Source organism: Liquorilactobacillus satsumensis (assembly GCF_964065465.1).
In the GTDB taxonomy this organism is placed as follows: Bacteria; Bacillota; Bacilli; order Lactobacillales; family Lactobacillaceae; genus Liquorilactobacillus; species Liquorilactobacillus satsumensis.
In genome coordinates, this window is record NZ_OZ061606.1 from 707,801 (window position 1) to 729,964 (window position 22,164).

At 41.4% G+C, this 22,164-nt stretch carries 15 protein-coding genes, 5 tRNA genes and 2 rRNA genes; 3 read left to right on the plus strand and 19 right to left on the minus strand.

Annotated features, from left to right (window positions below):
- The first annotated feature begins 20 nt into the window (after positions 1-20).
- Positions 21-1,355: a C1 family peptidase gene (locus AB3Y88_RS03340; protein ID WP_056959704.1), complete on the plus strand. Its 1,335-nt coding sequence runs from the start codon at positions 21-23 to the stop codon at positions 1,353-1,355.
- 436 nt (positions 1,356-1,791) lie between these two features.
- Here AB3Y88_RS03340 and AB3Y88_RS03345 read toward each other — a convergent pair whose 3' ends face one another.
- From AB3Y88_RS03345 to AB3Y88_RS03360, 4 genes are all read right to left on the minus strand, one after another.
- On the minus strand, positions 1,792-2,478 hold the full coding sequence (locus tag AB3Y88_RS03345; RefSeq protein WP_054757908.1) for a 2,3-diphosphoglycerate-dependent phosphoglycerate mutase: 687 nt from the start codon (positions 2,476-2,478) through the stop codon (positions 1,792-1,794).
- A 381-nt stretch (positions 2,479-2,859) separates the two neighbouring features.
- Positions 2,860-4,041 (minus strand): NlpC/P60 family protein, encoded by a 1,182-nt coding sequence (locus tag AB3Y88_RS03350; RefSeq protein ID WP_228887841.1) that lies wholly within the window; start codon positions 4,039-4,041, stop codon positions 2,860-2,862.
- Positions 4,042-4,486: 445 nt separating this feature from the next.
- Positions 4,487-5,446, minus strand: coding sequence for a DMT family transporter (locus tag AB3Y88_RS03355; RefSeq protein WP_056959706.1), 960 nt, complete (start codon positions 5,444-5,446; stop codon positions 4,487-4,489).
- A 14-nt stretch (positions 5,447-5,460) separates the two neighbouring features.
- Positions 5,461-6,405, minus strand: coding sequence for an AEC family transporter (locus tag AB3Y88_RS03360; RefSeq protein ID WP_056959708.1), 945 nt, complete (start codon positions 6,403-6,405; stop codon positions 5,461-5,463).
- Between the two features lie 197 nt (positions 6,406-6,602).
- Between AB3Y88_RS03360 and AB3Y88_RS03365 the strand changes: the two genes are divergently transcribed.
- Positions 6,603-7,808: an LCP family protein gene (locus AB3Y88_RS03365; protein WP_261909882.1), complete on the plus strand. Its 1,206-nt coding sequence runs from the start codon at positions 6,603-6,605 to the stop codon at positions 7,806-7,808.
- 326 nt (positions 7,809-8,134) lie between these two features.
- Here AB3Y88_RS03365 and AB3Y88_RS03370 read toward each other — a convergent pair whose 3' ends face one another.
- The 5 genes from AB3Y88_RS03370 to AB3Y88_RS03390 all read right to left on the minus strand — a co-directional run bounded on the left by AB3Y88_RS03370 (position 8,135) and on the right by AB3Y88_RS03390 (position 12,349).
- A complete protein-coding gene (locus AB3Y88_RS03370; protein ID WP_056959710.1) occupies positions 8,135-9,130 on the minus strand; it encodes a beta-ketoacyl-ACP synthase III in 996 nt (331 codons plus the stop codon).
- A gap of 90 nt (positions 9,131-9,220) precedes the next feature.
- Positions 9,221-9,306 (minus strand) — tRNA-Leu (locus AB3Y88_RS03375).
- Between the two features lie 25 nt (positions 9,307-9,331).
- A complete protein-coding gene (locus AB3Y88_RS03380) occupies positions 9,332-9,802 on the minus strand; it encodes a SprT family protein (RefSeq protein WP_054757912.1) in 471 nt (156 codons plus the stop codon).
- Positions 9,803-10,003: 201 nt separating this feature from the next.
- Positions 10,004-10,831, minus strand: coding sequence for an ammonia-dependent NAD(+) synthetase (gene nadE / locus AB3Y88_RS03385; protein WP_056959711.1), 828 nt, complete (start codon positions 10,829-10,831; stop codon positions 10,004-10,006).
- A gap of 54 nt (positions 10,832-10,885) precedes the next feature.
- Positions 10,886-12,349, minus strand: a complete 1,464-nt coding sequence (locus AB3Y88_RS03390) for a nicotinate phosphoribosyltransferase (RefSeq protein WP_056959713.1) — start codon at positions 12,347-12,349, stop codon at positions 10,886-10,888.
- Positions 12,350-12,492: 143 nt separating this feature from the next.
- Here AB3Y88_RS03390 and AB3Y88_RS03395 point away from each other — a divergent pair, with 143 nt between their 5' ends.
- On the plus strand, positions 12,493-13,233 hold the full coding sequence (locus AB3Y88_RS03395; RefSeq protein WP_056959715.1) for a WecB/TagA/CpsF family glycosyltransferase: 741 nt from the start codon (positions 12,493-12,495) through the stop codon (positions 13,231-13,233).
- A 149-nt stretch (positions 13,234-13,382) separates the two neighbouring features.
- On the opposite strand, the gene AB3Y88_RS03400 is transcribed toward AB3Y88_RS03395, so the two are convergent.
- The 10 genes from AB3Y88_RS03400 to AB3Y88_RS03445 all read right to left on the minus strand — a co-directional run bounded on the left by AB3Y88_RS03400 (position 13,383) and on the right by AB3Y88_RS03445 (position 21,961).
- Positions 13,383-14,081 (minus strand): GntR family transcriptional regulator, encoded by a 699-nt coding sequence (locus tag AB3Y88_RS03400; protein ID WP_054757914.1) that lies wholly within the window; start codon positions 14,079-14,081, stop codon positions 13,383-13,385.
- Positions 14,082-14,099: 18 nt separating this feature from the next.
- A complete protein-coding gene (nagA, locus tag AB3Y88_RS03405) occupies positions 14,100-15,233 on the minus strand; it encodes an N-acetylglucosamine-6-phosphate deacetylase (RefSeq protein ID WP_228887843.1) in 1,134 nt (377 codons plus the stop codon).
- Positions 15,234-15,270: 37 nt separating this feature from the next.
- On the minus strand, positions 15,271-16,074 hold the full coding sequence (gene proC / locus AB3Y88_RS03410) for a pyrroline-5-carboxylate reductase (RefSeq protein WP_228887844.1): 804 nt from the start codon (positions 16,072-16,074) through the stop codon (positions 15,271-15,273).
- 311 nt (positions 16,075-16,385) lie between these two features.
- Positions 16,386-16,457, minus strand: a tRNA-Gln gene (locus AB3Y88_RS03415).
- Between the two features lie 4 nt (positions 16,458-16,461).
- Positions 16,462-16,547: transfer RNA gene (locus AB3Y88_RS03420), tRNA-Tyr, on the minus strand.
- A gap of 138 nt (positions 16,548-16,685) precedes the next feature.
- Positions 16,686-18,155 carry a peptide MFS transporter gene (locus AB3Y88_RS03425; RefSeq protein ID WP_056959722.1) on the minus strand — a complete coding sequence of 490 codons (1,470 nt, stop codon included), beginning with the start codon at positions 18,153-18,155 and terminating at the stop codon, positions 16,686-16,688.
- 437 nt (positions 18,156-18,592) lie between these two features.
- Positions 18,593-18,665 (minus strand) — tRNA-Thr (locus tag AB3Y88_RS03430).
- Between the two features lie 10 nt (positions 18,666-18,675).
- Positions 18,676-18,747: transfer RNA gene (locus AB3Y88_RS03435), tRNA-Glu, on the minus strand.
- Positions 18,748-18,842: 95 nt separating this feature from the next.
- Positions 18,843-18,959 (minus strand): 5S ribosomal RNA (gene rrf / locus AB3Y88_RS03440).
- Between the two features lie 84 nt (positions 18,960-19,043).
- Positions 19,044-21,961: ribosomal RNA gene (locus AB3Y88_RS03445) — 23S ribosomal RNA — on the minus strand.
- Positions 21,962-22,164 lie beyond the last annotated feature (203 nt).

The window sequence follows — 22,164 nt, forward strand, 5'->3', positions numbered from 1 at the left end:
CTTTTTAGGGAGTGACTTAATTGACTAAAGCAATCGTGCAACAACAGTTATCTAAGTTCAAAGACGCGCTACAAGAGCGTCCCGAACATAAGGTTTTAGAAAGAACCATCACAAGAAATGGGATTTTGGCGTCCGCGGCGGATTATCAAGCTGAAACCAAAATGACACCCGTCTTCTCCATTGATCTTGACACTGGTGATGTTGCCAACCAGAAACAATCCGGCCGTTGCTGGATGTTTGCAGCTTTAAACACCATGCGTCATGAGATTAAAAATAAATTTAACGTTCCAAAGGACTTTGAGCTATCCCAAAACTACACTTATTTTTGGGATAAACTTGAAAAAGCAAATTACTTTTACGAAAATGTCCTTGCAACTGCTGATTTGCCAACCTCTGATCGTAAAGTAGCCTGGCTAATGACAACCCCGCAACAAGATGGTGGTCAGTGGGACATGATTGTCGCAATTATTCAAAAATACGGTGTCGTCCCTAAAGCTGCAATGCCTGAAACATATAATTCTTCTAAATCAAGCGAATTCAACAGTACTTTCAATTTAAAATTACGCAAAGATGCCGTAGCACTCCGAAAATTAGTTGCCGCAAATACACCTGCAGCTAAAATCGCAGCTTTCAAAGAAGAGCTTCTAAATGATGTTTATCGGATGTTAGCTTACAGCTTTGGAGAACCACCAGCCCAATTTGATTTTGAATATCGTGATGCTGCCAAGAACTATCATCTTGACCGTGGATTAACTCCGACCGCATTTTTCGAAAAATATGTTGGCTGGGACTTAGCTGATTACGTTTCTATTATCAATGGGCCAACTGCAGATAAACCTTACAATCAGATGTATACTGTAGAAATGCTGGGTAATGTAGTTGATGGTCGCCAAGTACGCCATCTAAATGTCGATATGGAAACCTTTAGAGCGGTGGCTATCAAACAACTGCAATCAGGCGAAAGCGTCTGGTTTGGCTGCGATGTTGGTCAAGAATCTGACAGGCAAAAAGGCATTATGGACACGACCTTGTATCACAAGGGAGAACTTTTCGATATTGACCTTAAGATGACAAAAGCACAGCGTTTAGACTACGCAGAAAGCCTTATGACGCATGCAATGGTGCTGACAGGGGTTGATTTGATTGATGATAAACCAACCAAATGGAAAGTTGAAAATTCTTGGGGTAAAAAAGTTGGAAATGACGGTTTCTTCGTCATGAGCAATGCTTGGATGAACGAATACTGCTACCAAGTAGTTGTTAACAAGAAACATTTACCTGCGAAATTACAAGAAATTCTTAAAGAAAAACCGACTGTTCTTGCTCCTTGGGATCCAATGGGTTCACTTGCTTAAACTCAAAGTTTAAATTTTATCTGACAAGAGCAAATCTTACCAGAAGGGAGAGTGTGACATAAGTCGGGAAAATTTGAGTACTAACTCGAAATTACGAACATAGCGGGTACTTTGCGATGAGTAATTCGAAGTTAGACGGAGAATTTTGACTTATGGAACACGTTTATCCTGAAATAAAAGAGAGTGTGTGACATAAGTCGGGAAAATTTGAGTACTAACTCGAAATTACGAATATCGTGAGTACTTTGCGATGAGTAATTCGAAGTTAGACGGAGAATTTTGACTTATGGAACACGTTTATCCTGAAATAAAAGAGGGGCTGCAACAAAACATACGTTTTGTTGCAGCCCCTCTTTTATTCTCAAACGATTGCTTAAAGGTGTTTTCTAATTGCCACCCTTTTAGCGTCTCTTTTATTTACGCTAAAAACTGATTGTTAGACTTCATGCTTACGTAAAACTTGCTTCTGTTGAATCCGCAACTTATTATCCAAATCATAGATCAGCGGCACCCCATTGGCAACTTCGACTCCATCAATGTCTTTATCATCAATTTCTTCAATATACTTGATTAAAGCCCGCAACGTGCTTCCATGTGCGACAATTAATTGATTATGCCCGTGTAAGAGCTGTGGAGCAATTTGATCTATCCAATACGGAATGATACGATCGGACGCCATTTTAAGACTCTCAGCTCGCGGTAAAATCGATTGTGGATAACTAGCATAACGTCGATCCTGATCCGGAAATTCCATCAAAGGAGGCACGGTAATAAAACTGCGTCTCCATAATGCCACCTGTTTAGCGCCATATTCTTGACGTGTCCAGTCCTTATTTAACCCTCTTAAAGCACCATAATGTCGCTCATTTAAACGCCATGTCTTTAAAACCGGAATGTTATTTTGCTCAATTCGTTCTAAAACAATCTCTGCCGTCTTAATGGCACGTGAAAGCACCGATGTATGTAACTGCTGAAATACAATCTTGGTTTCATGCAAAAGATCACCTGCGAGCTGTGCCTGGAGCTCACCTTTAGTAGTTAAAGGTGCGTCCGTCCATCCCGTATATTCATTTTTTTGATTGGCAACACTTTGGCCGTGACGTAGCAAAACTAACTTTACCATATGACCGCTCCTTTGAAATATCAGACAACTTTATCATACCAAAATTAAGAGATGTGTGTAACAATAGTCGCAATTTTTAAACACTAAATCTGCACAAAAACGCCTCTTATTTGAAACTGGCAGGAATGCTTAACTTTGAATTTTTGTTGTACCGGATTTAAAATACTGCATCATTAATTAATTCAACTGCGCCTTAAAGAACTAGGCTCAATTTTAAAATAGCAGTCAACTGTGTTCTTTTGAAGCGGTTGCTAATTGTAAACACAAAAAACCTACAATCATTAGACTTGCTTGGTCTAACAAATTGTAGGTCACTTTGTGCCAAGACAAATTTAAACGGCACCTTGAACTGAATTTATACTCTTTTCGACTAACCTATTACTATTTTAAACGTCCTGCAAAACTTGGTGCAAAGCTGCTAATGCTGCCTACTTTAACATTTTCACCTTCTGTTGGAGCGTGCACAAACTGTCCACCGCCAATGTAAATGGCAACATGATAAGAGCTTCCTTTAGATCCCCAGAACAGTAAATCACCTGGTTGGGCCTGAGACACACTCTCATATGTAACGTAGCCTTCTTGAGAAACAGTATTATGTGGTAGTGAAACCCCAAATTGACTATAGACATAGGCTGTTAAACCAGAACAGTCCATCCCTGACAAAGAACTTCCTCCCCAAACATATGGAATTCCCATTTTAGTCAATGAAAGTGCCGCACTGACAACCGAACTGGTGTCCATACTTGATTGCGTGGTAGAGCTTGTGCTTGTACTCTTAACTGCAACCGTCTGAACGTTACTATTTGTGTTCGTTGAAGTGGTATTAGTAGTTGTTGCGGTTGTGCTACTGCTGCTATCAGCTGTACTGGTAGTCTTGTTTGTAGTCACCGTTGCAGCTGCTTTATTAACATTTGCCAATGCCTGAGCTGCCGTTGCATTATCCTTAGCCTGCTTAGCTGCTGCGGCTGCCTGCTTTGTGGCTGCGAGAGCATCTTCAGCTTTTTTCTTATCAGCATCTTCTTTTGCTTTTTGAACTTTTAATTCAACTTTTTGCACTGCAAGGTCTGCCATATCATTACGTAACTGTTCGTTAAGCTTTTGTTGCTGTGTCACAGCTTCTGCAATCCGTTGTTTGTCGGCGGCAACCTTAAGCTTATCTCTTTTTTGATCATTCAACGTCTGATTGTTAGCATTGACCATCGTTGCAACTGTCGCAATCCGTCCCACCGCATCGCTCACACTTTTTGAATCTGTGACAAATTCGATCAAACTACCTGTATCATTAACCTGTGCTGACCGTGCCTGGTCAGATAAATGTGCTTTGCGCGCATTTATGTTTTTAGTCAACTCTTTGATTTCAGTTTCATCGCTGAATTGCTGATCCTGTAATTTGGAGAGCTTTTTTTGACCTCCGTCTACAAGATCTTGTTTCTGTGTTATTTTCTGATTCACTTCATTAAGCTTTTGTTCTGTATCCGATGCTAACGCACGAACACTTAGCCCCCAAACAGCAGAAAAAGCAACTGCTGCAACGACCACCTTTGAAAAAACCCCTTTTTTCACTAACGAACACCTCTGACGTCGAATTTGTTTTTTAATTTTAATTTTTAATTCTAACCACGCTTATAATAGTACCATTTTAATTCAGTTGTGAGCATTACAGTCTATTTACAAAAATAACGTTTTTATAGGCTTTTTGGTACCTTTTATTACGATTGTGTGTCAAAAGTAACATTTTAAATTTCAAACGCGCCAAATGGGATTTTTATTAACACTCATTCACCTATTTCAATGAATTTTTGCTCAATAATGAACTTTTAACCCCTCTATATGATGCAAAAAAGTTGTAATTTGTCTCACCACACTAAAAAAGCCGGCTAAAAAAGTGCATTTTCTGCATTCCTTTAGCCAGCTTTAATAAAAACTGAGCCTGCTTTTAACATTTTCAAATAGTACTTTTATTAACAGCCGAGGTCGTTCTTTGATTTACCAAGTAACCAAAGAATCTTTAATTATCTTTTGGTACAACCGTGTTATCTTCTTTGACACGATTGCCTACGAAGGTAACCACTGAACCAATCAGAATAATTATAATTCCAATAATCGTGAGCAATGTAATGTGTTCACCAATCAAGACTGCTGCCATAATTGGAGCCAGCCCTGGTTTAATGAAGAAAACCAGCGATGCCGTGGAAACATCTGAATTTTCCATCGCAAGAAAGTAAAAGGCAAAGCCACCACCAGTAACGCAAATTCCCAGATAAAGCAGCATCGGTACAGAAGCAAGCGTGATGTTTTGAAGAACCGGAATTTTGCTAAAACTGGCTAAAGCAGGAATTCTGCTTAAATAACTTGCAACGGCTGGAATATGTGTAATCCACGCAAGCACCAATAATTCGAGGGTTCCTGCAATGAATGTGTAACATGTCATGACTATTCCACTTAAACCGCGTTGGGTAGAACCATAGCGTGAAATAATAGAATAAAAACCAAAGGTAACTGCAGATAATAACGCTAAAATAATACCGAACGGTCTGCTCAGATGAAAGGGATCCACAATCACAATCAAGCCAATAATCGAAATTGTCACCGCAATCAAGTTGGCCCTGCCCAACCGTTCATGCAAAATCACAAAAGCAAAAATCAAAGCAAATACCGGATTACAACTAAAAAGCACAGCTACAGTTGAAGCTTTGGTTGCGACCACAGCTAACTGAAACAATGACATACTTACGATTACACAGAGAAAACCAGTAATTAAAAATAGCATCCAATCTTTTTTTTCAATTTTCCGCTGTTGCTTTTTAAGTGTTTTACTAGCAATTGGAAATAGGACCAGCGCTCCAATAAAAAAGCGAATTAAGTTTAATTGAATTGGATTAAAAGTTGCCCCCGCAACTTTTAGCGCAATCTCCATTGAACTAAACATTAAAGTCGAGATCACGACATAAATTATTGTTTTTTTCATGATAAACTTCCTTTTTAAAGACTTTGTGTAACCATCATCAGTAACGGGACCATAACTAGGGAAATTAACGTGGTCTCAGTTACCATGACAGCAGCATAATCTGCATCTGCCCCATATAAACTTGCAACAACAGGTGCATTGGTCATTACAGGCATCGCAGACTGTAAAATAAAAACCTGTTTCATTAAAAGCGGCATGTTAGATGGAATTACTAAGATCATCATTAACAAAGGTGCAAAGAAAAAACGCCCTAGTAAAACAAGAATATTATCCTTGCGGAATGCAATATTTCTTAGACCAGCATGTGAAACAGAGATCCCAATAAAGATCATTGAAAGCGGAATTGTTAAACTTCCTACGTAACTTAGATCCGAATTGATAAAAACCGGTAGCTTAATCTTCAGTAACACAAAAACAACTCCAATTAAGAATCCCAGCAATGGTGGCGAGAATATTTTGGAGAGTGTTTTTTTCCAACTCATCTTAACCTCAACAGTCCCATCGCGCTGTATCAGATAGGTCCCCAGTGTCCAAAAAATTGTGGTGTTAGCCATATAATAAATCAACACATATGGTACACTTGCACTCCCAAACAAAGCTTGATTAATCGGTAAACCTACAAAAACTGTATTTGAATTAAAAAACATCGAAGAAAATAAACCGGCGTGACTATCTTTAATTCTAAACAGCTGTACAATTGCAAATGCAAAAGCCATTAAAATCAGCATTGAGATAACCGGGAAACGCAGATCTGGAAGCATTTTTGCGAGTTCTTGCGCCGTAAATCGGTTAGTAATCGTAGCCATCATGTAACAGGGAAGGGAGATCTGTGTAACTATTCGAGCAATCAGTTTAGATGATTTCTGATCAAACCAGCCACGTTCAGCTAAAATGTAGCCTAATACGATCATTACTAAAATCACTAAAACACCCGAAACGCTATGTTCAAAAACTTCCATACTTTCATCTCTTTCTCTAATCATTCCATAAACAATCACCAGTATATCACAGTTGGCAAATTAAATTTTATTGATTTGTCAACTAAATGCCCCCAATTACTTAATTTACCTTTAAAAAAAAAAATACCGCTTCATATTTCTTTATTAAGTAGTATAATTCTCACATAGTGTCGAAATGTGCAATTAAGGAGTTTTTTATGAATAAAAATGAAAAAGAAAATAATGACTTTCTTGAAACACCCCTAAGGCGCAGCGATTCAGGTAGTTCGCACCGTAAAGTCAGCCCGCATAGCAGACGCAGAAAAATTTGCGCCGCTCTTTTAGTGGTTGTTTTAGTGGCTTTTTATGGTGCGGGCGTCTACGTCCATGGACTATTAGGGGCCGCTGAGAAGACATTGAACAAAACATATCAGAAAACAAATGTAAAGAAGTTACGGAACGTTTCGCAAGTATTAAAAGAAAAGAAGCCTTTTTCAATTCTCTTACTAGGAACTGATACTGGTGATCTTGGACGCAGCGACAAAGGTAGAACGGATACAATCATTATTGCAACCATTAATCCCGAAACAAAACGCGCAACTTTAACAAGTATCCCACGTGATACTCAAGTTAAAGTCAGCGGAGATTCAAGTGCCTACGAAAAAGTCAATGCAGCTTACACAAGCGGAGGCACAACCGCCGCAGTTAAAACGATTCAAAACACATTACACATTCCGCTAGACTTTTATCTTTTGGTTAACATGGGCGGATTGCGTAAATTAGTTGATGCCGTTGGCGGTGTCACACTCACTCCACTGCTGACTTTCAGTTATAGCGATGCAAATGTCACTAAAGGTAAAACAGTGAAGTTAAACGGTAAAGAAGCCCTTGCCTATTCACGCATGCGCTATACTGACCCAGAAGGTGACTATGGTCGGCAAAAACGGCAAAAACAAGTGATTGAAGCCATTGTTAATAAATTATTGTCGGTTACTTCCCTTTCAAATTACCAAAAGATTCTGAACACTGTTCAAAGTAATATGCAAACCGATTTAACATATGATGACATGATCACAATTGAAACAAATTATAAAGCCGCAGCGGGCTCCATTAAATCGTATGTCCTTAAAGGGGAAGATGCAACAATCGATGGTCTCTCCTACCAAGTGGCGTCGGCTACGGAAAAGAAAAAGGTTTCTGATCGCATTCGTAAAGAATTGGGGCTCAGCGCTTCCACAGAAACTTTTGTGGGTCAAATCGGCGGATCTTCTACTACCACGAACTCAAGCACTACAACTGGAAGCAGTTATGGTACCTATTCGAATGGCTCTACTTCAAATTATGGAACTGGAACCAATGGTACTGGTACTAGTGGCTCCACCTATTCACCCGGTGGTGGCGGATATTCAAATAACGGCTACTAAAATTTAATAACAACACTAACATTCGCTTTTGCTTGAGAAGTATTAAAAAAGAGGGACTGTGACAAAAGTTAACTTTTGTCACAGCCCCTCTTTTATTCTGGATAAACGTGTTCCATAAGTCAAAATTCTCCGTCTAACTTCAAATTACTCATCGCAAAGTACTCGCTATGTTCGTAATTTCGAGTTAGCACTCAAATTTTTCGACTTATGTCACACTCTCCTTTTTATTGCAGCTAAACATATTTCAAAAATTAAAATTTCATTTAATTTATAATTTCTCAGATTAATGCTGAAAAACATGCGTTGCATCCATTCTGGTGGCTTCTTTAATGATTGCCAACATGGGACAAATCCAATAAGATGCTCCCGTAACTTAAACCTGCACCAAAACCTGAGAGCAGACTTAAGCCTTTGTGTCCGCGGCCATCCTTAAGCGCAAGATCCAAACCGATGGGAATCCCGGCAGAAGAAGTGTTTCCATAATAAACAACATTCTGAGCAAAAAGATGCAGGGGTAAAGCAAGTTTGTGTGCAATTCCCTCGATCAGCCTCAAATTTGCTTGATGTGTAACGACCAACCCTAACTCTTCAAGGCTGACGTTATTAATATGCAAAAAATGCTGAATGTAGCGTGGAACCTCTGTAATCACAAAATCAAAGACAGCATGTCCATCTTGATAGAAAGCATCCAAGCTAGGATAATTTTGCGCTGAAACTTGTGTTACATGCGGAATTCGGCCACTATGAATTACTTCAGGTGCAGGCTTAGTTGCCAATTCCTGTGCCACAAAAGCTTCTTGTGCAGGGTCATCCACTGCGCTTAGCAACACCCCGCCTGCCCCATCACCGAAAAATACGGTGGAAGTTCTATCTTGGAAATCCATCATTTTTGAATTAACTTCTCCAGCAATCACAAGTGCATTCTTATATATTCCTTGGCGCATAAATTTTTCTGCAGTATTGAGTGCAAACACGAAACCGGCGCAAGCTGCATTCACATCAAAAGCAACTGCAGCATCAGCTCCAATCTTTTGCTGTACTAAAATTGCCGTTGCAGGTGTTAATGCATCCGGTGTAATTGTCGCAACGATAATCAGGTCAATTGCCGTTGCAGGAAGTTGAGCTTCTTTTAACAACTTAACCGCCGTTTTAGCACACAAATCAGAAGTATTTTCATCAAGTGCATAATGTCGTGTCTTAATGCCCGTATGCTGTTGAATCCACGTATCTGATGTCTCCATAATCTTACTGAGTTCATCATTTGTAACGATTCGCTGTGGCACATAATGAGCAGTTGCAGCAATTTTAACAGCTTTAACCATCTTTTTCTGCATCTTCCTTTCAGGCACTCAAATTTTAATACTAAGGTGTAGCAAAAGGGACCCAAGTCTTCCTGGGTCCCTCTTTTAAAATGCGGGTAAATGGATTCGAACCATCACGGGCTATAACGCCCACCAGATCCTTAGTCTGACGCGTCTGCCAATTCCGCCATACCCGCAACAACAAAAATAATTATATCAAATCTAAGCATCAGAGGCAAGCTTTTTTACATTTCTTTTTGCACAAATTTCTAAAACACCATGACAATTTCCGCAAACATACCGCCGTCTATTAATCTTTCTTTGTCTAAAATACAACTGACCACAATTACGACAACGATATTTATACTTCCAAACTGGTGCAGCTGTTCTGGGCGCATATCTCAACCCACCAACTTGCAACAACAGTTCCTTAAACGCATGGTCTCGATGCCGATAACCTAGATGTTGCAAATGTAGATGATAATGGCAAAGTTCGTGCTTGATAATTCCAATCAAAACACCGTTTCCCAAAACAGCCATTCTAGGATTGATTTCAATATCATGCTGTTCTAGGAGATATCTTCCTCCAGTAGTTCGCAACCGCTTATTAAAGGTTGCTTTATGTTTAAACTCCAGTTGAAAAAAATGCCGCGAAATCTGAGTTACAAGCGTCTGCAGTTGGTCATCCTTCATATGATAGCCTCCTTTTCATTTAATTGCGCTCGCTTTCAATATTAAAAAAAACAACATCTGACAAGGAAGGTAACCTGTTTCAGAAGTAAAACTGTTCGTCTAAAAAAGCCCTCCACTCCTGAATATGCTAGCGGGTTTTACCAGCTAATGCAAGGTTCAGAAGCTCTGGGCTTAAAAATCTGTGACTTTAAACAAAAACTGCTATTTCCAAAACTCGTCATAAACCGTAATTGGCAAATGACGTTTGTGCTGCGTTTTAAAATACCAAGTCTCTATTTTCTTCGCCGCATCTTCAGGGACTGGGCGCCCTTCTAAGTAGTTATCAATATCAGCATAAGTTACACCTAACGCAACTTCATCTGGTAAAGCCGGACGACCATCTTCCAAGTCAGCAGTTGGTTCCTTCTCATACAAATGTTTAGGCGCATCCAGCAATTCCAGCATTTTTCTACCCTGCCGCTTATCTAGACGCCATAAAGGAGTCACATCGGCTCCTCCATCACCATACTTCGTGTAAAAACCAGTGACCGCCTCAGCAGCGTGATCTGTGCCCACAACTGCTCCATGGCTGGCCGCTGCAACACCGTACTGTGCAATCATTCGTTGACGAGCCTTAATGTTTCCCTTATTAAAATCACTAACAAGCACACCATTTTCTTCAATACTTGCAACTGTTGCGTCCGTTGCAGGTTTGATATTTACTCTTACAGTCTTATCGGCTTGCATAAATGCAATTGCGTCCATTGCATCCTGTTCATCCGCTTGATTGCCATATGGAAGACGGACAGCAATAAATTCATAATCTTGCTTTCCGGTTTCTTGACGCAATTCTTCCACTGCCTTTTCACAAAGCTTCCCAGCTAAGGTTGAATCCTGTCCACCAGAAATACCTAGAATAAGTGAGCGTAAAAAAGAATGCTTTTGCAAATAATTTTTGAGAAACTCAACGCTCCTCCGGATTTCTTGTTGGGGATCAATCTCAGGTTTAACTCTTAATTCCTTGATTATTTTTTGTTGAAGTTCACGCATCGCTAGTCCTCCTGAAGTAAAGCTCAATTCAATGTGATAACATCTACCATCATTCTACCCTTTTTTAGTAATACTTTCACGAATTTCTTTAATTATTTTCATCTTATTATCGTAACAATCCTGTGAAAGATCTACCGGATAATCTTGCGGATTCAAATCACGCTTATACTCTTCCCAGAGACTATCTAACCGATCATGTGCATATTGTTTGATCACTTCAAGTGGAGGTAGTTGATAAACCAATTTACCTGCGCGATAAATATCATGGAGTAGCGGCCGCGCATCAAAATCAGTCACATATTTATTGATATAAGTGTAGTGCGGATGAAACATATAAAGCGATTTAATAGCTGTTGGATTCTCATACCACAGCGCAATATAATCGCCTTCGGATTTGCCATCGGCTTTCTTGGTAATTCGCCAAACTTGCTTGCGTCCTGGTGTAGAGACTTTTTCAGCATTGCTAGACAACTTAATTGTGTCTTCAAGCTTCCCGTTTTCGTCTTCAATTGCCACCATTTTATAAACTGCGCCTAAAGCAGGTTGGTCAAATGCTGTAATTAATTTAGTACCGACACCCCAGACATCAATTTTAGCACCCTGCATTTTAAGATTAGTAATTGTTTTTTCATCAAGATCATTTGAAGCATAGATTTTGGCGTTAGGAAAACCAGCCTCATCAAGCTGTTCGCGCACACGCTTTGAAATGTAGGCCATGTCCCCCGAATCAATCCGGACACCTAAGAAATTAATTTTAGACCCGAATTCTTGTGCCACTTTAATTGCATTCGGCACTCCACTACGCAAAGTATCGTAGGTATCCACTAAAAATACACAATTTTTATGCGTTGCTGCGTATGCGCAAAAAGCTTCATAATCACTGCGGTAAGCCTGCACAAGCGCGTGAGCATGCGTTCCACTGGTTGGAATTCCAAATATTTTTCCTGCGCGCACATTACTTGTCGCATCGAAACCACCAATATAGGCCGCACGCGTACCCCAAATAGCTGCATCAAATTCTTGTGCTCTTCTAGTTCCAAATTCCATGATACCATCATCGTGAACTACCGAACGCATCCGTGCAGCTTTAGTTGCAATGAGAGTTTGATAATTAACAACATTCAAAATAGCAGTTTCCACCAGCTGACAATCAACAAGCGGGCCTTCAACCTGCAAAATTGGTTCATTGTTGAAAACGACTTCACCTTCAACCACTGATCTAATTGTTGCTGTAAATTTAAAATCACGCAGATATTCCAAAAAAGCAGGTGGAAAGTCATTTGTTCCTTTTAAATATTCAAGATCGGTCGCACTAAAATGCAATTTGTTAATATATTCAATTACACGTTCCAAACCAGCAAAAATAGCATAGCCATTTTCAAACGGTAGTTTTCGGAAATATAGTTCAAAAACCGCTTTCTTTTGATCAATTCCCTTTTCCCAATATGTTTGGATCATATTTAATTGATATTCATCCGTGTGAAGGGCATAGCTATCATCTGGGTAAATCTTTACCATCATTCATACTCCTTCTCAGTCACGCTGAGTTGATTTTTAAGGTACCGTAATTATAGAATAAACATTATATTATTTTAGCACTTTTTCATTGCACAGTCATTTCTGTTATACTTAGGCTAGCTTGTTTCGAAAGTAGGGATCCCATGAAAGCAAAATATCCAACGGTGAATGTTCTCGGAGTGAACTTTACCAAGATCACAAATCATGCCTTGCGCACGCAATTGATAGCAGACAGCCAACAGCACTTAAACCGTTTTGTTGTTACTGCCAATCCTGAAATTGTTTTGTATGCACGGCATGATCCTGCATATGCTAGGGTCATCCAGCAGGCTGATTATATAACCGCAGATGGTATCGGGATTATCAAGGGGGCACAACTTTTGCATACCCCGCTACCTGAACGTGTCACCGGTTTTGATACCTTGGTTGCGCTGCTTGCATTTGCTGCGCAAAATAATAAAAGGGTCTTTCTTTTAGGTGCAAAGTCAGCTGTTTTAGAATTGACAGTTGCGCACTTGCATGCGCAATATCCGCATCTCAAAATTGTTGGTTACCATGATGGTTATTTCGACGACGCGGCGCAGGTTGCCGCTGAGATTACAGCAAGTGCCCCTGACTTTGTCTTTGTTGCACTAGGATTTCCAAAACAGGAATTCTTTATTGCAAAGTATCGCTCCTGTGCCTCTGCAATTTGGATGGGAGTTGGTGGTAGTTTTGATGTCTTAGCAGGGACCGTCAAACGTGCTCCGCTTTTTTGGCAAAAGCATCACATCGAATGGCTCTATCGGCTTTTGCAAGAACCTACCAGAATTGGCAGAATTTTGTCTTTACCGCGCTATCTCGCATTGGTCTTATTTTCAAAATATAACCATCAGAAAAAATAATTACCTAATCTGCAGCTTTTCTAACCAATTAATGACTAGTTTCCCATACACCAAATTTGTTTCTTAAAAGTAAAAAAGATCCAGTTTGAAAGGCTTTTCTACCTCTTTCACTGGATCTTTTATTAATTTTGGTATCTCTGGAATCTAAGTTATTTTTCGAGATAAAATTCAAACCGGTTTCCTGCATACTGTGTGCGTACATATTCAAACGGCCGACCGTCTTTTAAATTCGTAATCTGGCGTAAACGTAGAATCGCATCTCCACGTTTAATATCCAAATAATCGGCGATTTTTTCAGAGGCAAGCATTGCAGTTACTGTTTGCTGTGCATGTCCAATCGCATACCCGCTCTCTTCTAAAGCATGGTATAACGAACTCGTGACTTCTTCTTTACTGAATTCCTTAACTAACTGCGCTGGAATCGTAGCAACCTCAAAACAAATTGGAGTCTCATCAGCATAACGAATTCTTTCCATGCGCAACACCTGATCTTTTTCCTTCAAGTTAAGTTTTTCCATTTCACTTAAAGAAGGTGTCGTCACGTGATAAGAAAGTGTCTTGCTTGATGGAACCTTGCCTTGTTCTTTTGTAAGTTCCGTAAAACTCGTGACACCCGACATCTTTTCTTGCACTTTTCGCCGTGCAACATAGGTTCCTGAACCTACATGGCGTTCAAGGATACCTTCGTCAACTAATGTCTGAATTGCTTGTCTGAGCGTCATGCGACTGACTCCGAATTTAACAGCAAGTTCTCTTTCAGAAGGGATGCGATCGCCGATTGACCATTTACCGGACTCAATTGACCGTTTGATCACGTTATGAATTTGAATATAAACAGGCGAAGTCATCTTACTCCCTCATTTCTATTAATCACTAGCAAGCTGCCCCAAACTATATGTTTCCTTTAATTCCAAATTTTGATCGAAAACATTCAGATCAGCGTCCTTACCTACAGTCAGTGTCCCCTTATGCTCAAGTCCAAATTCACGTGCCTGATTAACGGAAGACATGAGCACAGCCTCGGCGATGCCACATCCGGTGAATCTGATTATATTACGGAAAGCATCTTGAAATTGCAAAACAGAGCCTGCAAGATTACCAGTTTCTAACCGTGCCTGCTTATCTTTTACGATTACCTTCTGACCACCCAGTTCAGAAACTCCCTCAGGCATCCCCTTTGCACGCATCGAATCCGTCACAAGTTCCATTCTGTAAGGGCCTTTAATCTCGTAGGCCAATTTAATCATGTCAGGAACTACATGAAAACCATCAGCAATCATTTCACAGTACAGGTTGTCCTCAAGCAGCGCGTGTCCTGTCACACCAGGCTGACGATGCTTAAATTCTCGTTGTGCGTTGTACAAGTGGGTCACATGACTAGCTTTTGAATGCTTGAGCTGCTCTCTTAAGGCATTACTATGACCGACTGACGGAACTATTCCATGTGCTAGGCAGTAGTCTTCAAATTCAGCAGCATGTTCGTCTTCTGGAGCATAAGTAATTAATTTGACACGGTGCCCCGAAAGTTCATCCCAATGCGCGAGTAAAGCAGCATCAGGATTTTGAATATATTCCTCAGGTTGAGCCCCTTTAAATACCGGAGAAATAAAGGGACCTTCTAAATGGATTCCTTGGATCACAGGATTTTTTGCCGCAGCTTCACGAATCCCATTCATTGCGTGTGCAATCTTCGCGTGCGACTGTGTCATTGTCGTTGGAAAGTAGCTGGTAATTCCTTCATGCACCATGTGACGAACCATCTCATCAAGCTGTGCCGCATCCCCATCCATTGCATCAAAGCCATAACCACCATGACTGTGAACATCAATGAAGCCGGGAACAATCAGTTGCCCCGCAAGATCGATAACCTTTTCATCACTTTGCGGTTGATACGCACTCATCGGTCCAAGCTCTTCGATTTTTTTAGAAAAGCGAATGAAGCCGTCACTGATTTGCTCAGTTCCTGTATAAAGATGTGCATGTTTTAAAACTGTCTTCATTAGTAATGCTTCTTTCTTTTATAATTATAAAAATCTACTAATGCTTTTCTTGGTCTTTAGCAATTGCGGCATCAATTCCTTTGACCACAGCACTCATAAATCCTGCATCTTCCATTGCTAAAAGTCCTGCAACAGTTGTGCCACCTGGGGACGAAACTTCATCAATCAAATCCCAAGGTGTTTTAGGCGTTCCCAAAACTTTCGCGGCACTGCCCCAAACTGCTTGTGCTGCAATTTGAGTCGCCTGTTTTTTAGTTAAGCCGTATTTAACGCCTGCTCGCGCCATCGCATCAATAAAGAGGTAAATAAAAGCAGGTGAACTTCCTGCCAAGGCTACAAAAGTACTAAAATCTTTTTCCGGAAGCAGGGTTGTTTTTCCAAGCTGATTAAGTAAGCCTTGTAATTCATCAAAATGCGCCTCTGATAAAAATTCTCCTTTAGCCAGAGCAGTCATTCCAGCATGCAATTCGACATTAATATTTGGCATTATACGTAATAATTCATGATTGCCTGCGCCCAAAGAAGCCTTTATTTCAGCTAATGAAACCCCGCTAACCATTGAAACAAGAACCGTTTTTTGCGTGGTAACGGCTTCCTTGATCTCAGCCAAAACACTGGGTAACACAGTTGGTTTTACCGCAAGAAAAATGACTTCGGCTTGATTTGCAAGTTCTGAATTGCTGTCAACTGGTTCCAAATGATTCTCAAATGCATACTTGCGATAATTTTGCGCGTGCGCACTATGTACAAAAATATCCTGAGCTTTTACTTCCCCATAAGTCAGCCACCCATTTATAATCGCCTTTGCCATGTTGCCTACACCAATAAACCCAATTTTCATTTGATACCCTCCTCATAAATGATATATACCAATACAGTGAATGTACCTATTTTTGCTCCAAATGTCAATCAAGAGCCTTAATAATTTCAAAGAAAATTTTATGCTAATCGGCAGCTTCAACTATCTACTATGCTAAATTGCGAACATCATCTGATCTTGGCTAAGGGTAATTCGTTGTTGCCTTAAAAAGTTATTTATCCTAAAAATTTAATTCGGATATTACAGTTTAAAATAATATTCTTGCCAAATAAAATTTTTTTCGCAACAAAAAAGAACATCACTCTTCAGCAACGTTCTTTCACTTTTTCTGATTGGGCTAGCTGGATTCGAACCAGCGCGTCACGGGATCAAAACCCGATGCCTTACCGCTTGGCTATAGCCCAATTATGGTGGAAGGGAGTGGATTCGAACCACCGAACCCGAAGGAGCGGATTTACAGTCCGCCGCGTTTAGCCAGACTTCGCTACCCTTCCAAAGATCACAAACACAGATATCATATATCCGACCTTATAATAATACTATGATTGTGATCTAGATGCAAGCTTTTTTTCAATTCAATTAATACAATTCTTGAAGATCTCTTTGAATCTCATCAAATAATTTGATACCTTTTAAGCGACACCGACCATCAATTTTTTAATCTGTGGTACAAGCATTAACAATACAATTCCAAAAATGATAGTTACCGCACCTACTATTCCAAAATAGAGGACTTCCGATCCCTTAGTATAAAAACGAACAATCTGTGAATTGAAAGCCTGCGCAACTGCATCACTCAAGAACCACATACTCATCATTTGTGATTGAAAAGCTTTGGGAGCAAGTTTGGTTGTAGCCGAAAGGCCGATTGGAGAAATTAACATTTCCCCAATGATTACTAGTGCCCAACTCATCACTAGCCATAGCGGACCAACCTTAGTTTCAGAACCAAATAACATCCCTGGAAGCATCATCCACAAAAATGAAATTCCGGCAAAGAATAAGCCATAAGCAAATTTTGTAGGTGAAGAAGGTTGGCGGTTACCAAGTTTAGTCCACAACAGCGCAAACAGCGGGACATAGATCATAATAAAAAACGGATTCATACTCTGGAAAAAACTTGCTGGGAAATTAAATCCCCAAAGGGTCAGCCGCGTCTGCTGCCCTGCAAATAATGCCAAGACCACCGCACCTTGTTCTTCAATGGACCAAAAAAGCACACTTGCAATGAATAACGGTACGTAAGCCCATACCCGAGAGCGTTCTTTAGTAGTCAGTTTTTGGCTGTTTAGCATTAAAACAAAGTAATAAACCGGAATTAAGACTGCCAAAATTGTAATCAGTAGAATAACATTAGTAATATTTAAAAGATCAAACAAGCCCATAATGACAAAAATTAAAATAAGTGCAATTACTGCCAAAATACCTTTTTTAACTAAGCTCTTCATCTCTACCGGACCAATTGGATCCTTTGGGTAAAGACTGTCCTTGGTCAAATATTTTTTACCGTCAAAATAATATTGAACCAAACCGAAAAACATTCCAATTGCAGCTAACGAAAACCCTAAATGAAAGTTTACTTTTTGCCCTAAATAACCTACAAGATATGGTGACACGAAAGCTCCCATATTAATTCCGAAAACAAAAATACTGAATCCTGTATCGCGTCGTGAATCAGTAGCTTGATAAAGATCACCCACCATCTCAGAAACATTAGGTTTTAAAAGCCCAGTTCCCACGACAATCAGTGCAATTGAAATAAACAAAGCCAGTTTTCCAAATGGTGTTGCCAAAGCAATATGCCCCAACATAATCAAAATTCCGCCTACAAAAACGGTTCTTCTGCTGCCCCAGAGACGATCGCTAACGAACCCCCCCACAACACTAGAAAGATACACCAAGGATCCATAAATTGCCATTATGGATGCTGCAACCGTTTGATTAAAACCTAATCCGCCAGCCGTCACTGAATAGTACATATAATACAAAAGGATGGCACGCATTCCATAGTAACTAAACCTTTCCCACATTTCTGTGAAAAAAAGTGTCGCTAATCCTCGCGGATGCCCTAAAAAAGCAGTATCCTGCGCTTCTTTATTCATTACCTAATTCCTCCAAATATCTTGTATAAGCTACAAGAAAATTAATAATAGTTCAATTAAATGACTTAACACTTAACACACAACAGATTTAATTATAGGAGCTTCACCTCAGAGCGTCAACTCTAATTGTGAAGGCTCTTTCAGCCTAGAATTTCTTCAAGCCACCGCGCAATCATGCTAATTTTCAAACTAATTATTTTGAATTTCACAGTAAAAATAAAAAGTGGGACAACAGGTGTTTAGATGGCGAGAATTAACAGCATAAGGCGGATAATTCCGCGATGGGATGGTGGCTGACTTACACTGTTAAGTGCAGCCATCTGGCTTTTGGTGCACGTTTCAGCATTAGCTGTTTGGAAATAAAGAGCACAAAAAAAGAGTTCGCGACTTTTGTCCCAGACCCTTAATTCAAAAGAAATTATGTACTTGCATAGATATGCCGGCTGCAGGATTCGAACCTGTGACCCTCGGTTTACGATACCGATGCTCTACCAGCTGAGCTAAGCCGGCACAATGTTGATGACCCGTACGGGATTTGAACCCATGTTACCGCCGTGAAAGGGCGGTGTCTTAACCACTTGACCAACGGGTCATAAGTAAGCTTTTAACTTACTATAAAACAAAGGTACTCAGAAAATTAAAAATAATCAGTTCCCCGGTTATCTATCCTCCTGAGTACTATTATTTGCACGGCAACGACCTACCCTCGCAGGGGGCGATCCCCCAACTACTCTTGGCGCTAAGAAGCTTAACTTCTGTGTTCGAAATGGAAACAGGTGTATCCTTCCTGCCATCATCACCGCACTCTTTTTGAGAAAACCTTGTTCCCTCAAAACTAGCTAATATTTCTTCTGCTTTGCGTTAACTTCCAAAAACTCCGTTTTTCTTTTGGTTAAGTCCTCGACCGATTAGTTTTGGTCCGCTCCATACATCACTGTACTTCCACTTCCAACCTATCTACCTGATCTTCTCTCAGGGGTCTTACTTTCCGAAGAAATGGGAAATCTTATCTCGAGGTGAGTTTCGCACTTAGATGCTTTCAGCGTTTATCTCATCCACACGTAGCTACCCAGCGATGCTCCTGGCGGAACAACTGGTACACCAGCGGTGTGTCCATCCCGGTCCTCTCGTACTAAGGACAGATCCTCTCAAATTTCCTACGCCCGCGACGGATAGGGACCGAACTGTCTCACGACGTTCTGAACCCAGCTCGCGTACCGCTTTAATGGGCGAACAGCCCAACCCTTGGGACCGACTACAGCCCCAGGATGCGATGAGCCGACATCGAGGTGCCAAACCTCCCCGTCGATGTGGACTCTTGGGGGAGATAAGCCTGTTATCCCCAGGGTAGCTTTTATCCGTTGAGCGATGGCCCTTCCATGCGGAACCACCGGATCACTAAGCCCGACTTTCGTCCCTGCTCGACTTGTCTGTCTCGCAGTCAAGCTCCCTTGTGCCTTTACACTCTGCGAATGATTTCCAACCATTCTGAGGGAACCTTTGGGCGCCTCCGTTACCTTTTAGGAGGCGACCGCCCCAGTCAAACTGCCCACCTGACACTGTCTCCCGCCACGCTTAGTGGCGCGGGTTAGAGTGTTCATACAACGAGGGTAGTATCCCACCAATGCCTCTGTCGAAACTAGCGTCCCGACTTCTATGGCTCCTACCTATCCTGTACAAGTTGTACAAACACCCAATATCAAGCTACAGTAAAGCTCCATGGGGTCTTTCCGTCCTGTCGCGGGTAACCCGCATCTTCACGGGTATTATAATTTCACCGAGTCTCTCGTTGAGACAGTGCCCAGATCGTTACGCCTTTCGTGCGGGTCGGAACTTACCCGACAAGGAATTTCGCTACCTTAGGACCGTTATAGTTACGGCCGCCGTTTACTGGGGCTTCAATTCTGAGCTTCGCCGAAGCTAACCCATCCTCTTAACCTTCCAGCACCGGGCAGGCGTCAGCCCCTATACGTCATCTTACGATTTTGCAGAAACCTGTGTTTTTGATAAACAGTCGCCTGGGCCTATTCACTGCGGCTGAGCTTACGCTCAGCACCCCTTCTCCCGAAGTTACGGGGTCATTTTGCCGAGTTCCTTAACGAGAGTTCTCTCGCTCACCTGAGGATACTCTCCTCGACTACCTGTGTCGGTTTGCGGTACGGGTAGTTATACTCTTACTAGAAGCTTTTCTCGGCAGTGTGACATCAGAATCTTCGCTACTATAATTTCGCTCCCCGTCACAGCTTGTCCTCAGTTACAAGCATTTAACTCGTAACCAAACTTGCTGCTTGGGCACACATTTCCATCAGTGTGCATTCCTAGCCTCCTGCGTCCCTCCATCGTTCAAACAAATATAACTAGTACAGGAATCTCAACCTGTTATCCATCGCCTACGCCTTGCGGCCTCAGCTTAGGTCCCGACTAACCCTGGGAGGACGAGCCTTCCCCAGGAAACCTTAGTCATTCGGTGGACAGGATTCTCACCTGTCTTGCGCTACTCATACCGGCATTCTCACTTCTAAGCGCTCCACCAGTCCTTCCGGTCTGGCTTCTTCGCCCTTAGAACGCTCTCCTACCACGCAACCTCATGGTTGCATCCACAATTTCGGTAATATGTTTAGCCCCGGTACATTTTCGGCGCAGGGTCACTCGACTAGTGAGCTATTACGCACTCTTTAAATGGTGGCTGCTTCTGAGCCAACATCCTAGTTGTCTGTGCAACTCCACATCCTTTTCCACTTAACATATATTTAGGGACCTTAATTGGTGGTCTGGGCTGTTTCCCTTTCGACTACGGATCTTATCACTCGCAGTCTGACTCCCGGATAAAGATCAGTGGCATTCGGAGTTTATCTGAATTCAGTAACCCAAGACGGGCCCCTAGTTCAAACAGTGCTCTACCTCCACGATCCTAATTTCCGAGGCTAGCCCTAAAGCTATTTCGGAGAGAACCAGCTATCTCCAAGTTCGTTTGGAATTTCTCCGCTACCCACACCTCATCTCAGCATTTTTCAACATACATGAGTTCGGTCCTCCAGTGCGTTTTACCGCACCTTCAACCTGGACATGGGTAGGTCACCTGGTTTCGGGTCTATGTCTGCCTACTCAAACGCCCTCTTCAGACTCGCTTTCGCTACGGCTCCACCCTTGACGGCTTAACCTTGCAGACAAACATAACTCGCCGGTTCATTCTACAAAAGGCACGCTATCACCCGTTAACGGGCTCTAACTACTTGTAGGCACATGGTTTCAGGAACTGTTTCACTCCCCTTCCGGGGTGCTTTTCACCTTTCCCTCACGGTACTGGTTCACTATCGGTCACTAGGGAGTATTTAGCCTTGGGAGATGGTCCTCCCGGATTCCGACGGAATTTCACGTGTTCCGCCGTACTCAGGATCCTGAACTGAGAGTGGCCGCTTTTACCTACAGGGCTTTCACCTTCTCTGGCTGACCTTCCCAGGTCATGCGGTTAACGTCCACTTTGATAACTCAAATGTTCAGTCCTACAACCCCAGAAAGCAAGCTTTCTGGTTTGGGCTGTTCCCCGTTCGCTCGCCGCTACTGAGGGAATCGATTTTTCTTTCTCTTCCTGCAGGTACTTAGATGTTTCAGTTCCCTGCGTGTTCCTCTGACTGATCTATGAATTCGATCAGCAGTAATAGTTGATTAAAACTATTGGGTTGCCCCATTCGGAAATCTCCGGCTCATAGCTTACTTACAGCTCCCCGGAGCATATCGGCGTTAGTCCCGTCCTTCATCGGCTCCTAGTACCAAGGCATCCACCATGCGCCCTTAATAACTTAACCTAACTTTACCTGCGGTAAAGCGGCTATGAGTTTTACGTTAAAGAACTAAATCTTGTTTCAAAACTCGTTTAAAACGCGGTGTTCTCGGTTTGTTAATTTAAATCAGAAAAAATATTATCTAGTTTTCAAAGAACAAGTTTGAGAGTAAACCTCTCAAAACTAAACAAAGTTTCGACGAATGTGCAGTTTCCGTAATTATCCTT